Genomic DNA, 14,430 nt, shown 5'->3' on the forward strand with positions numbered 1-14,430 from the left:
CCGTATCAAGTAGTGGCCCTCCCTCCACGGGCCCCGGCACTGCCCCGGCCCCATTCACCCCACAGCTCGGAGATCCGATGTCGTCAGCTCAGCACGCAGCCGTACACGTGGAGGACGTGCACAAGTCCTTCGGCGATGTGCATGCGCTGCGCGGCATCAGCTTCTCGGCCGAGCGGGGAACCGTACTCGGCATCCTCGGCCCCAACGGTGCGGGCAAGACCACGACTGTGAAAGTGCTGTCGACGCTGATCGCGCCCGACAGCGGCCGGGCCTTCGTCGCCGGCCACGATGTTGCTGCCGACGCTCCCGCGGTGCGGCGGTCGATCATGATGACGGGTCAGTACGCCGCCCTCGACGACACTCTTTCGGGGCGCGAGAACATCGAATTGTTCGGCCGCCTCATGGGTCTGGACAAGAAGGCTGCCAAGGCTCGCGCCAAGGCCCTGCTCGACGAATTCGACCTGTCCGATACCGGCAAGCGTCCGGTCCGCGGCTACTCCGGCGGCATGCGCCGTCGTATCGACATCGCATGTGGCCTGGTCGTGCGTCCCGAAGTCGTGTTCCTGGACGAGCCGACCACCGGACTCGACCCTCGGAGCCGACAGGGTGTGTGGTCGTTGGTCGAGGCACTGAAGGCCCAGGGCATCACCGTGTTGCTGACGACGCAATATCTCGAAGAGGCAGACGTACTGAGCGACAACATCATCGTCATCGACAAGGGCACGGTCATCGCCGAAGGTACGTCCGATCAGCTCAAGGCCATGACCGGCGGTAGCTACTGCGAAGTGGTGCCTCTCGATCCAGGTCAGCTACGAGCAGCGGCCGAGGCGCTGGGTGAGATGGTGCCTCCGGCGGTGCACGCCGAGATCACTGCCGCATCCGACCGCCTGTCCGTGCCTGCCCCCGACGGTGCCGCAACCTTGTCCGAGATCCTCCGCCGTATCGACGCCCGTGGCATCGTGCTGGCCGACATCGCGTTGCGCCGCCCCTCGCTCGACGACGTCTTCCTCACCCTCACCGGCCATTCGCAAGCGAGCCCCACGCCGTGACGGCCACGACGCGAGGCGTCTCGAATACGCGTGCGGTCACCGCTCCTCGGACAACCACCGGGTCGACGACGCAGCAGCCCAAACGCCGGTCACGAACGCGGCCGTCCGGCTTCGTGCAGTGGCAGGCACTGACCGGGCGTGCACTGTGGACGATGCTCACCCAGGGTGAGCTGCTGATCGCGGTGATCGCTCCGCTGATCTTCACTATCGGCTTCTACCTTCCGCTCAAGTTCGTGATGGGCCTGCAGGGCATCGACTACGCACAGTTTCTGATGCCGATCATCGTGCTGCAGGCAATGGCGTTCACCGCCATCTCCGCCGCGCAGAGGGCATCGACGGAGGCGATGAGTGGACTCAACTCTCGGTTGAAGACGATGCCCGTCGTACGCGGCGTCCCGCTGGTGTCGCGAATCTCGAGCGGTGTCGTCCGTTCACTGGTATCGCTCGTATCCGCACTCGGTTTCGGCTACGTCATCGGCTTTCGCTTCTCTGCAGGATTCGGTCAGGCCCTGTTGTTCTGCGCGCTCGCCATGCTGATCAGCACCACGTTGTCGATCGGTGCCGACGCAATCGGAACGCTGTCGAAGAGCCCCGAAGCGACCAGCCAGGTGTTGACCCTGCCCCAGCTCATCCTCGGCATGGCCTCGTGCGGATTCGTTCCCGAAAGCGGCTTCCCGGAACTCATCCGACCGTTCGTTCGCAATCAACCGATTTCGCAGTTCTCGTTCGCTATGCGCGACATGGCCGAGGGCGGAGTCAGCTTCCAGGTGTTGTGGCCATCCCTCGCCTGGGTGGCCGGCCTGCTCCTGTTCTTCGTCCCGCTCGCCATCTGGGCGAGCTCGAGACCAGAATGACGAGTCCGAGATGACGATGACAGAAGCGTCGGTGAACGCTGCACGCGTATCCAACCTGACCTTTCCCGAACCCAACATGGCCCTGCGAGAAGGGTCGATTCGTGCGCTCGGGACACACAGCCTGATCCAGGCCAAACGACTTTTGATGCGGTGGATGCGCGATCCGTCGACGATGATTCAGGCATTGCTGTACCCCGCGTTGATGCTGGTCATGTTCCGTGTCGTGCTCGGGAACTCGATTTCCGCGGCCACCGGATCGCCGGCGATCTACGGCCAGGTGCCGATGATCGCTCTGGTCGGAGCCATGTTCGGGTCCATCGTCAGCGCCGTCGGCCTCAAGGGCGAACGAAAGTCGGGTCTGTTGGCTCGGTTCTGGACAACGCCCACTCACCGTGCGGCCGGCCTACTGGGCAGGATGATCGCCGAAGCAGTTCGGGTGCTCGTGACCACCGTGGTCATCATCTGTGCCGGTGTAGCGCTGGGGTTCAGGTTCACCCAGGGAATTCAGGCCGGCATCCTGTTGCTGCTGATTCCTGTCGTGTTCGGTATCGGGTTCGCAGTCATGGTCACGTTCCTCGCCACGGTGGCCGGCGACGCACCACTGGTCGAAGTGGTGTCGATCTTCTGCACGTTGTTGATGTTCTTCAATGCGGGGTTCGTCCCCGTCCTCGCGTATCCGCTCTGGCTGCAGCCGGTGGTTGCAGCGCAGCCGATGTCGGTTGCGGTCTCCGCGATGCGCGCGCTGGCACTCGGAGGGCCCGTCATGACTCCGATTCTCCAAACTCTCGCGTGGTCTCTGGGAATGGTCGTGATCTTCCTCTACCCTGCGATTCGGGGGTACAAGAAGGCATCTGCGTCGGGCTGATCGCGTCGTCCGGGCCGACATTTCTACGTTGGGGGATTCGTTGTGGTCGACCGGGCACGACCTGAGCATCCGTCGGTATCGGTGATCATTCCTGTCGGCGGCCTCGATCCGCACTTGGACGCACAGTTGCAGGCTCTGGCCGATCAGGATGTCGGGTTTCCGTTCGAGGTGCTCGTTGCGGACAACACGCGAGACGGGGACCTCGGCGAATACGTACTCACCCATCCTTTGCGAGAGCGGCTGCGGCTCAGGTCGGTCGATGCTTCCAGCGAGACCGGAGCGGGTTACGCACGCAACTGCGGTGCCCGGGAGGCGTCCGGCGATCTGTTGGCGTTCTGCGACTCGGACGATGTCGTGCACTCGTCGTGGCTCACCACGCTCGTAGAGGAGGCGTCGTCATTCGATGTGGTCGGTACTGCGGTCGAAACCGACACGCTGAACAGCGTCCGGGCGCTGTCGTGGACTCCCACGACAGCGCCGGAGAACCAGGGCCGCACCGACTTCCTGCCGTTCGCGATCGGCGCGAGTATGGCCTGCTGGGCATCGGTCTACAGCGATCTCGGCGGCATGGACAACCGCTACCGAGCAAGCCAGGATGTCGAGTTCAGTTGGCGGGCGCAACTGGCGGGTTACACCTTGGGGTTCAGTACCGAGGCAGTAGTGGCGTATCGACTGCGTGACGAGCTACGCCCTCTCCTGCGCCAGTCTTTCCGCCTCGGGTTCGGCTTCGCCAAGCTTCGCGGAATCTACCGGCCCCAAGGGTGCCCGGCACTGAAAGTGCGCCGAGTCGCGTCCTGGTGGATGGCTCTGCTGCTGCGCAATCCCCTGCTGCCGACGTCGCTGACCGGGATGTCACGCGGCCATTGGCTGCGTGCGTTCGTCATCCGGGTCGGCGAGCTTCGCGCAGGAATCAGATACGGAGCCATCGGTTGGTGATGTCCACCACACGGGCTCGCCGACCGGCCTGCCCGACCGGCACCCTTGACCTGCACGCCTGTTACGCCTGTGTGTCCGGCTGTTACGGTCGGTGACGCAGATGCAGGTGACAGCGGCGGATTCCCACGCCCCGGACGAGATAGAGGCCATGCCGAAGAAGTTCACGAGAGTGTTGCCCACGGCGATTGCTGTCGCGGTGGCCGGTGCCCTGTCCTTCACCGGGACGGGCACAGCGGTCGCTGCACCCTCGCCCACCGGCACCTCGGTTTCCGCCACGCCTACGCTCGAGGGTGCCAACGACTTCGGCTGTGTTCCCAGCGCGGCCCATCCCCGTCCGGTCGTGCTCGTCCACGGAACCAAGATGGATGCGTCCACGTGGAAGATCCTGGCACCGCAGCTGAAGAGCGAGGGCTATTGCGTCTTCGCACCCAACTACGGCGGAGTATCGCTGCTGCTCGACCCGGGCACGACCATCTGGGGCTCCGGCGACATCGCTGAGTCGGGCCGTCAGATCGGCCGTTTCGTCGACGAAGTACTCGCGGCGACCGGTGCCGAGCAAGTCGACATGGTCGGCCATTCGCAGGGTGGCACCGCCACTCGGCAGTACATGAAGTTCGATGGCGGCACCGATGCGCAGGATCCCGCCCGCAACAAGGTGCACACACTGGTCACACTGGGTGCCACCAACCACGGCACGACCTTCGGTGGTTTGCAGCAGCTCTCCGAACTGCTCACCTCTCTCGGCCTGCCCGGCGACGCACTCACCCCCCTGACATACAACATGGCGGGTGCCCAGCAACTCGTCGGTTCGACGACGCTGACGAGCTTGAACGAAGGCGGAGACGTCGAACCAGGGGTCGAGTACACCGTCATCGCCACGCGCAACGACACTGTCTCGACACCGCCCGCGAACACCTTCCTCAAGTCCGGCGACCCTGCGATGGTGCACAACGTCTGGGTTCAGGACGTGTGCCCCACGGCGACGACGTCCCACGTCGGTCTCGTCGCCGATCCCGCTCCCCTGTACATGGTGAAGACCGCACTCGATCCCGATTACGCAACCACCACGCCCGCACCCTGCTGAACATTCTCCACACGCAACGACGAAGGCCTCACGACACGATGTCGTGAGGCCTTCGTCGTTGCCGAACGGACTACCGGTGCAATTCCGCGTCCAGCACAGGCCCGATCTCGGTCGATGCCGGCGACGACGCCATCTGCCAGTGGGTCGAATGGACCGGGACGACCGTCATGCCCTCGCTCAGCGCACCGCGCCACGTCGCCGCCGCCACGTTGCCCGTGGGATCGTCGGTGACCGATGCGAACAGCAGCGCCCGTCCTGTGAAGGTCTGTGGCACATAGGTTTCGATGAGCTCTGCCGATTGTGCGATCCCGTCGAGTATCCCGGCGACCCGTTCGCGGGAAATCGAGTCGAAAGGCGCCGGCATCGACTTCAACAGTTCGGCCACGGAGTCGACCGTGAGTTCACCGAGCTCGAGGTGGTCGTCCGCACCGATACCCAGCCCGCCGAGAATCTCGTCCGCCGATACCGGTCTGTCGACGAGGTGGTCCGACCCACCCGCAACGAACGAGTCCATCATGGCCAACGTCGAGACCTCGTGGCCCTCACGTTGCAGTTGCACGGCCATCGCATGCGCGATCAGTCCGCCCATGGACCACCCCAGCAAGTGATACGGGCCCGACGGTTGCACGGCGCGAATTTTGTCCACGAATACCGCAGCCCACTGTTCTATCGACTGCGGCACAGGTTCTGCACCGGACAGCGCGGGCGACTGCAATCCGTAGATCGGACGGTCGTCGCCGATGTGTGACGCCAGGGCACCGAAGGCCCAGGACAGACCCACGATGGGGTGGATACAGAACAGCGGGGCCGAAGAACCACCTACCCGTAGAGGTATCAGGACCTCGAGCCCGCTTGCTTCCGCTCCGTCGACTCCCGATGCCGTGGCAGCAGTGATCCGTGCCGCAAGGGAGGCAACGGACGCGTCCACGAACAACCAGTTCAGAGGAACAGGCCGACCACCGAGGGCCCCCTTCAGCGCGGAGACCAACTTGACGGCCAGCAGCGAGTTGCCGCCGAGCGAGAAGAAGTCGTCGTCGAGTCCCACGCGTTCGACTCCCAGAACGTCCGCGAACACACCGGCAACAGCTTCCTCCACCGGTGTCTGCGGCGACCTGAACTCGCGGGTCTCGAACTCCGGACTCGGCAGCGCCCGACGATCCAGCTTTCCCGCAGCGTTGAGCGGTAGAGCGTCGAGCACCACGAAGGCCGACGGAACCATGTAGGACGGCAGCGCAGAAATTGCCTCCGCCCGAACGAGCTCGACATCGATGTCGGTACCGGGAGTAGGAACCAGGTACGCCACCAACGACTCACCGACCGCCGAGTGCGACACCACGACGACAGCCTGACTCACCGACGACCGCGCCGTCAGCGCAGTCTCGATCTCTCCCAACTCGATTCGCTGCCCACGGAACTTGACCTGAAAATCGGTGCGACCGATGTACTCGAGCCGATCGGCATCCATCGACCACCGCACCAGATCACCGGTCCGGTACATCCGCGTCCCCACGCCGTCGAACGGGTTCGCCACGAACCGCTCCGCCGACAGGTCCGGCCGCGCAACGTAACCCCGCGCCAACTGCACACCCGCCAAGTACAACTCCCCCGAAACGCCCGCCGGTACCGGATGCAGACGCGAATCCAGCACGTGCACCGAGGTGTTCCACTCGGGCACACCGATGGACGCCGATCCGGACCCCGCCCCGTCCTCGGAGACATCGCGATAAGTGACGCTGACCGCCGCCTCGGTAGGCCCGTACAGGTTGTGCACCCGCGCATCCGACACTGCCCGCCAGGCATCGACGGTACCCGCGGGCAGCGCCTCACCGATGACGAAAACATGCCGCAGCGACGAGATCGACTGCGCCGACACCGCTTCGACGAACACCGTCAGCATCGACGGCACGAAGTCCGTCACGGTCACCCCGTGCCGCGCGATATCGGCGGCGACCGCCTCGACGTCACGCTGCGCGCCCGGGGCCGCCACGATCAACCGACCGCCGGTTCGCAGCGGCAGGAAGAAACCCCACAGCGAGACATCGAACGTCGTCGCCGTCTTCTGCAGGTACACATCCGACGCATCGAGACCGTATTCCTGCGCCATCCACGCCATCTGGTTGACGATGGCCCGGTGTTCGATCGCCACGCCCTTCGGACGACCGGTCGACCCGGAAGTGAACAACACGTACGCCAGGTCGTCCCCGGCGGCGCGCGGAAACACCACCGACCCGGACGGCTCCGGTGGATCGGTGATGTCGACGACCGGAACAGCGGTCGCCGTGACGAAACCATCTCTGGCCGTGGACAACACGACCACCGGGGCGGCCGTGTCGAGAATGTAGTCGTTACGTTCGGTCGGCTGATCCGGGTCCACCGGAACGTACGCCGCGCCCGATCGCAGCACCGCATACATGCCGACGACCAACTCGACGGACCGCCGCATCGCGAGCCCCACCAGAACACCGGGCCCGGCACCGTGCGCCTGCAACAGCTGCGCAGTCGCGTCCACCCGAGCCGAGAATTCCCGATACGTCAGCGACCGTTCGCCGAACACCACCGCAACCGCGTCGGGCGTGTCGGCCACCACGCGATCGAAGCCGTCCAACAACACCTCGGCGGATTCGATGGCCACCTCGCCGCCGTTGCCGCGCACCATGATTCGTTCACGCTCGGCCGAATCGAGAACGTCGATATCACCGACCACGACATCCGGACGCGCGGTCACCGCTTCGAGTACAGCCACCAACCGTCGCCCGAACGACGCCACCGTCGACTCGTCGAACAGATCCGTCGCGTACATCAGCTCGCCGGCCAGACCTGCGCCGTCGTTGAGTTCGGTGAGCGTCACCTGGAGATCGAACTTTGCCGACGCCGCCCCGGACCCGAATGCCTCGACGCCCAGATCGGGGAGCTCGAACGATCCCTGGGAGAAGTTCTGGAAGAACAGCGCTACCTGGACCAGCGGATGCCGCCCTTGTGAACGCACCGGATCGAGTACCTCGACGAGACGCTCGAAGGGTACGTCCACATTGTCGAATGCCTCCAGGTCGGAGGTACGTACGGCATCGAGTACCGCACCGAACGAGGCGTCTCGAGCGATCTCTGTTCGCAGGACCACCGTGTTGACGAACATGCCCACCAGGTCGTCCAACCGTGCGTCGCCGCGACCACCCACAGGTGCTCCCACGGCGATGTCGGACGTCCCGGACAACGTGGCCAGCAGCACCGCCAACGCTGCGTGCACCACCATGAACGCGGTGGCGTCGTGCGCGCGTGCACACTCGAGTACGCGGGCGTGCAGTGCAGCGTCGATCTCGAACGCCGTCACCGCCCCCTGCCCCGATGCGACCCACGGGCGCGGGCGGTCGGAGGGCAGATCCAACTGCTCGGGGAGGCCGTCGAGCGTGCGACGCCAATAGTCGATCTGCTTGCGGGCCACCGACTTCGGGTCCGATTCGGAGCCGAGCATGTCGAGTTGCCAGAGTGTGTAGTCGACGTACTGGACCGGCAGCGGTGCCCACTGCGGTGCCGATCCGCCGTGCCGCGCGAGGTACGCAGTCATGACGTCGCGGGACAGCGGGGCCATCGAGAGCCCGTCCGCCGAGATGTGGTGGGCAACGAAGGCCAGCACGTACTCCGGTGCTGCACCGGCGGGGTCGGTGATGTGGAACAGCCGGACACGAAACGGGATCTCGACGGTGACGTCGAATCCCCGGGTGAAGAACTGTGTGACCGCAGCGAGCGCGTCGTCACGAGCGATGCGGACCACGTCCATCCCGACGTGCGTCTCGGCCTCGTCCCGCACCTGTTGATACCCGACACCGTCGATCTCCGGGTACACGGTGCGCAACGATTCGTGTCGACCGACCACGTCCCCCACGGCAGCCTGCAGCGCGTCGACATCGAGTTCTCCGCGCAGCAACAGAGCGACCGGCACGTTGTTGAGGGCGGAGTCGGTGTCGAGGCGGTTGAGAAACCACATGCGCTGCTGTGCGGACGAGAGCGGGATGCGCTCGGGCCGCTGCCTCGACGTGTCCAGCGCAGCTCGAACCGGACCGTCCGCCGAATCGGCGGCCTGCGCCAAGGCCTCGACGGTGGAGGACTCGAACACCGAGCGCGCCGGAACATGGACGCCCAGAGCCGAACCCAATCGAGCCGCAAGCTGTGTGGCGATCAGGGAGTTACCCCCGAGCGCGAAGAAGTCGTCGTCCAGGCCGACCCGTTCGACCCCGAGCAGCTCGACGAAGATATCGGCCACCACATGTTCGGTAGGGGTCGACGGGGACCGGAACTCCGCGGCCTCGAACACCGGTTCCGGCAGTGCGTCTCGGTCCAGCTTGCCGGTGGGAGTCAGCGGGATCGAATCGATCCGTGTGATCACCGAGGGCACCATGTGCGCAGGCAAACTCCGCCCGGCCTCGTCCAGCACCCGGTCCAGGTCGACGTCCGTCCCTGCCACCGGCAGTACGTACGCTGCGAGAACGGTTGCGCCGGTGGGACTGCGGTGACCGAGGGTCACCGCGAAATCGACCCCGTCCTGCGCTGTGAGAACGGCGTCGATTTCACCGAGTTCGATTCTGAAGCCTCGGATCTGGACCTGAAAGTCGTTGCGGCCCAGGTATTCGATGGCCCGTCCGGACGCCACTTCCCGCCAGCGCACCAGGTCACCGGTGCGGTACAGTCGGCTCTGTTCCGAGTTACCTTCGGCTGCATACGGATTGGCGACGAAACGCGCCGCGGTCAGCGCGAAGCGTCGATGGTAACCCCGCGCAAGGCCGGCACCGGTCAGATACAACTCCCCCGGCACCCCGGCGGGCACCTGCCGCAACCGGTCGTCGAGCACGTGGTAGCCCATGTCCTTGGTGGACGGCCCGAGCAGCACGGCTTCGCCCGCGTTCAAGGGCGGCGAGATGTTGCACACCATCGACGCTTCGGTGGGGCCGTAGACGTTGTGAAAACGTCTGCCCGGTGCCCACTTCGACATCAGTTCCGAGGTGAAGGCCTCGCCGCCGATCGCGAGCACTCGCATGTCGGGCACCTCCGCCGGATCGAGTGAGGCCAGCGCCGCCGGGGTGATGAACGCATGGCTGACGCGGTGGTGGCGGAGCATGTCACCCAGATCGGAACCGCCGTAGACACCGGGCGGGACGATGACCATCGTCGAACCTGCGCCCACAGCCATCAGTAGCTCCAGCACGGACGCATCGAAGCTGGGGGACGCGAAATGCAGTGTGCGCGAATCGGAGTCCAGCCCGTAGATCTCGACCTGAGTGGAGGTCAGCGGTGCCAGCCCGGCGTGGGAGACGGCGACGCCCTTCGGCAGACCGGTCGAGCCGGAGGTGTAAATGACGTACGCGAGCGTGGACGGGCGAATCGGTGCCCGTCGATCGTCCGCCACGACGGGATCGTCGGACAACCCCTGGAGTGCGCCTTCGGTGTCGGACGAGTCGAGACTGATCCACGACACGGACGTCGGCATCGCCTCTTCGAATTGTGTTGCAGTGACACCCATTCGCACGCCGGAGTCGTTCACCATGTGCGTGATGCGGGCGGCCGGGTAGTTGGGGTCGATGGGCACGAATGCAGCACCGGTCTTCGCCACGGCCCACACGGCCGTGACAGATTCGATCGAACGGGTCAGTGCCAGTGCCACGAAATCCTCGGGGCCGACCCCGCGTTCGATGAGCAGCCGGGCCAGCCTGGACGACCGGGAGTCGATCTCCCGATAGGTGAGCGACCGGGTGCCGCACTCCACCGCTATACCGTCCGGGTTCTTTTCCACCGCCGCGGCGAGCAGAGTCGGTAGCGCGACCGTACGGGCCGGTCGCTGTCGGGTGGGTCGTGCACGGGTAGGCCTGGGGCGGCTCGACCGTCCACCCACTCGGCCGCCCGACTCGGACGGTGTGCCGGTCGATCCATCCGAACTCATCTGAACTATGACTCCTCACCAGTGTTGCCCCGCGCTCGGTCGTGGACGACGCGTCGGCCGATCCGACCGTTCATCGTCCACGACGCGGCGAGCGTTGCAGTTCGCCTCACCTTATCGGGCGGCGGTTCCTATCGACCCGGGCAGACGATGCACCGGAATGTCGACACCGCTCATCTCGGCACCGTCACCGTCGACCGACACGATCGCAACGAGGTCCTCGATGTCCTCGGGTTGCAGTCGATCGACCGCGGCGATGTCTGCTGTGGCAAGGAACGCATGGGTGACCCATTCTGCGGACACGATATCGGCGGCGTCCTCGGCGGACTCCGCCCGATCGGTCACCAGGGCTGCACCTGCCGTCACGGCGACCACACCGGCCAGAACTGCTGCACCGGAATCGAACCGGGTGGGGACGGCCAGCCGCGAATCGAAGGCCACGGCCCACTCCGCCACTGCGCTCGTCGCCAGTGCTGCGAGTGTTCCGTGGTCGATCACGGTGCCGTCGTCGACCACGACCAACGCTGGGCTGTCGGGTCCCAGAACCGCCGTTCTGTCCGAATACGTCACCGGCCGCCCAGAACTCGCGGCGATGGCGTCGACGACGTCCGGATGCCCGAGATTGATGGTCGTGACGGACCCGGCCCAGCTCGGCGCGTCGTCACCGTCCAGGACGAGGACGGATGCGCCTGCCCGCTCCAGAACGTCGGAGGAGTTCGACGGGGCGACCGGAGCCACGGCTCCGCCTGCCTTGGCCACCGCCCACCGCGTCACGACTGCTGCAACAGCGTCGGTGACGAAGACGCCGACCACGACTCCGGTTCGGACGCCACGTTCGATCAGTACCCGAGCCATACGTGAGGACTGCTCGTCGAGCTGACGGTAGGTGGTCTCGACACCGTCCGACGACAACGCGGGCGCATCGGGATCTGCGTCCACCGTCGAGGTGAGTACCTGCGGCAAGGTCAGGTCCGACCGAACCGGTGCCGCAGTGGAGTCAGCGGTCTGCGGGGTCTCGGTCAGTGCCGCCCGCTCGGCGGCGTCGAGCACGTCGATGTCGCCGACGACGACCGCTGGTGTTGCCGCCACTGCACCGGCGATGCGTGCGAATCGTTCCGCCAGCGACGCGACCGTGGACTCGTCGAACAGATCGGCGGCATACACCCATTCGACGTTCAGGTTTCCGGTGCCGCTGTTCCCGTCGGCGTGCTGGGTCTCCACCGTGACCTGCAGGTCGAATTTCGCCGTCGGCTCGAAGCCGCTGACGGGTTCGACCACCAGGTTCGGCAGCTCGAAGCGCGCCTCGCCGTGGGGCTCCACCGACAGAACCGTCTGGAACAGCGGGGTGTACCCGGCGTTCCGGTCCGGTGCGATCGTGTCGACGACCCGCTCGAACGGGACGTCCGAATTCGCGAAGGCCCGCAGGTCGGTCTCGCGTAGGGCGGTCAGCAGCTCTGCGAACGTCGCATCCGGGTCCACGTCCGTGCGCAGCGCCAACGTGTTGACGAACATGCCCACCAGTCCGTCGAGCGCCTCGTGCCCGCGGCCGGCGATGGGCGTGCCGACGGCGAAGCTGCGGGAGCCACTCATCCGCGACAACAGCACCCCGAGTACGGCGTGCAACACCATGAACAGGGTCGCGTTGTTCTCGCGGGCGATCGCCGCGAGCCCGGTGTGTACCGACTCGTCCAACTCGACACTCACACTGGCTCCGCGCAGGTTGGCGGTAGCCGCTCGCGGCCGATCCCACGGCAACGACACGACCGGGGTGATCCCGCTGAGCTCGTCCGCCCAGAAGGCCAACTGCTGCGACAGAATCGACGTGGGGTCGCTGTCCGAGCCCAGAACCTGCCGCTGCCATACCGCGAAGTCCGCGTACTGCACCGTCAGCGGTTCGGGCGTGTAGTCGGTTCCCGACGCGGCAGCGAGGTACGCAGTCATGACGTCACGGGCCAGTGGTGCCATCGATGCGCCGTCTCCGCTGATGTGGTGCATCACGATGACGAAGACGTACTCGTCCGGGCCGAAGCGGAACAGTGCTCCCCGGACCGGGGGTGCGACGGTGACGTCGAAGCCCTCGTAGACGAGTGCGCGAATCCGTTCGGCGGTGTCGGAGTCGTCGGTCGCGTCGATGGGAGTCAGATCGGGTACGACCGATCCGGCGTCGACGAACTCCTGGTACGGCGAACCGTTCGCATCTTCCGGGTAGCGCGTGCGCAATGCCTCGTGGCGTTCCACGGTGCTGGACACGGCGCTCTGCAGTGCCGCGACATCCAGCTCGCCTCGCAGACGGAGCGCCAGCGGCATGTTGTAGGCCCCGGACTCGGGGTCGAGTCGGTTCAGTACCCACATGCGCTGTTGCGCGAGCGACAACGGAACGGTCTGTCCGGCCGGTCGGCGACGCAGCGGCATATCGTTCGCGTCGTCGATGCGTGATTCGGCACGCGCGGCGAGTGCCGAGACCGTCGAGGCCTCGAACAGGTCTCGGACACCGACCTTCTTCCCGAGCGCAGCCGACACCCGTGCCGCCACTCGCGTGGCGATCAGCGAGTTACCACCAAGATCGAAGAAGTCGTCGTCCGACCCGACCCGCTGCACGCCGAGCAGCTCCGCGTAGATCTCCGCCACGATCTCCTCGACCGGCGTTGCGGGAGCACGGAACTCGCGAACCTCGAACACCGGCTCCGGCAGTGCCTTTCGATCCAGCTTGCCGCTGGTGTTCAGCGGGAATTCCGCGAGCACCATCACCGTCGCCGGCACCATGTACTTCGGCAGCGCGCCGCCGACGAAGGTGCGTACCTCGGCCGGGTCCAGCGTTCTACCCGGCGCGGGCACCACGTATCCGACGAGCTGGTCGCCGGCACCGGTGGTCGCCACCACGGCCGTGGCCTGGTTGACGTCGGGATGGGCCAACAGTGCGGTCTCGATCTCACCGAGCTCGATCCGCTGGCCACGGAACTTGACCTGGAAATCGGTGCGGCCGATGTACTCCAGGACTCCTGCAGCGCCCGGCCCCGATCGCCATCGGACGAGGTCTCCGGTGCGATACATGCGCTCGCCGGCAGCCGAGAACGGGTTCGCGACGAAGCGGTCCATCGTCAGGTCGACGCGCCCGAGGTATCCGTCGGCGAGCTGCGTTCCCGCCAGATACAGCTCACCCGCGGTCCCTGCGGCAACCGGATGCAGCCTGCCGTCGAGAACGTAGGCCTGGGTGTTCCATTCCGGTGCACCGATCGGGACGGTCGCGCCCTCGTCGGCAGACGTCTCCCAGTACGTCACACTCACTGCGGCTTCGGTGGGGCCGTACAGGTTGTGGATCCCGGCAGAGGTGATCGCACGGAAGTCCGTCACCGTCTCCGGGGGCAGTGCCTCACCCACCACGTAGACGTGTCGCAACGACCGGCACTGCTCCTCGGTGGCGTACGCGGCGAACACCGTGAGCATCGACGGCACGAAGTCCGTGACGGTGACGCCGTGCCGGGCGATGCGCTCCGCGACGTACGCCGGGTCGCGGTGGCCGTCGGGGGTCGCGAGAACGACGCTCGCACCGACCTGGAGTGGGAGGAAGAAGCCCCACAGTGACACGTCGAACGTCGTCGCCGTCTTCTGCAGGTAGACGTCGTTCTCGTCGAGCGAATACTGGTCGATCATCCACGCCATCTCGTTGACGATCGCGCGGTGCGGCACCGCGACGCCCTTGGGTCGCCCGGTCGACC

7 protein-coding genes are annotated in these 14,430 nt (G+C 65.9%); 5 read left to right on the top strand and 2 right to left on the bottom strand.

The annotated features are described in order from the left end of the window. The first annotated feature begins 77 nt into the window (after nucleotides 1-77). From CH262_RS14205 to CH262_RS14225, 5 genes are all read left to right on the top strand, one after another. Nucleotides 78-1,049 (top strand): daunorubicin resistance protein DrrA family ABC transporter ATP-binding protein, encoded by a 972-nt coding sequence (locus CH262_RS14205; protein ID WP_027496305.1) that lies wholly within the window; start codon nucleotides 78-80, stop codon nucleotides 1,047-1,049. After that, nucleotides 1,046-1,903 carry an ABC transporter permease gene (locus CH262_RS14210; RefSeq protein ID WP_032365639.1) on the top strand — a complete coding sequence of 286 codons (858 nt, stop codon included), beginning with the start codon at nucleotides 1,046-1,048 and terminating at the stop codon, nucleotides 1,901-1,903. Before CH262_RS14205 ends, CH262_RS14210 begins: the two co-directional genes overlap by 4 nt. Before the next feature lie 10 nt (nucleotides 1,904-1,913). Next, complete coding sequence (locus CH262_RS14215; RefSeq protein WP_032365640.1) at nucleotides 1,914-2,768, top strand: ABC transporter permease; 855 nt, start codon at nucleotides 1,914-1,916, stop codon at nucleotides 2,766-2,768. Between the two features lie 81 nt (nucleotides 2,769-2,849). Continuing rightward, nucleotides 2,850-3,704, top strand: a complete 855-nt coding sequence (locus CH262_RS14220) for a glycosyltransferase (RefSeq protein ID WP_179275004.1) — start codon at nucleotides 2,850-2,852, stop codon at nucleotides 3,702-3,704. A gap of 148 nt (nucleotides 3,705-3,852) precedes the next feature. After that, nucleotides 3,853-4,788 (top strand): esterase/lipase family protein, encoded by a 936-nt coding sequence (locus CH262_RS14225; RefSeq protein ID WP_032365693.1) that lies wholly within the window; start codon nucleotides 3,853-3,855, stop codon nucleotides 4,786-4,788. Nucleotides 4,789-4,858: 70 nt separating this feature from the next. On the opposite strand, the gene CH262_RS14230 is transcribed toward CH262_RS14225, so the two are convergent. Next, nucleotides 4,859-10,717 (bottom strand): amino acid adenylation domain-containing protein, encoded by a 5,859-nt coding sequence (locus CH262_RS14230; RefSeq protein ID WP_080732004.1) that lies wholly within the window; start codon nucleotides 10,715-10,717, stop codon nucleotides 4,859-4,861. Between the two features lie 111 nt (nucleotides 10,718-10,828). Next, nucleotides 10,829-14,430 (bottom strand): condensation domain-containing protein (locus CH262_RS14235; protein ID WP_179275005.1); only part of this gene is annotated, 3,602 nt, incomplete at its 5' end.

It is taken from the genome of Rhodococcus sp. 05-2255-1e, from assembly GCF_002259025.1.
Classification (GTDB): domain Bacteria; phylum Actinomycetota; class Actinomycetes; order Mycobacteriales; family Mycobacteriaceae; genus Rhodococcoides; species Rhodococcoides fascians.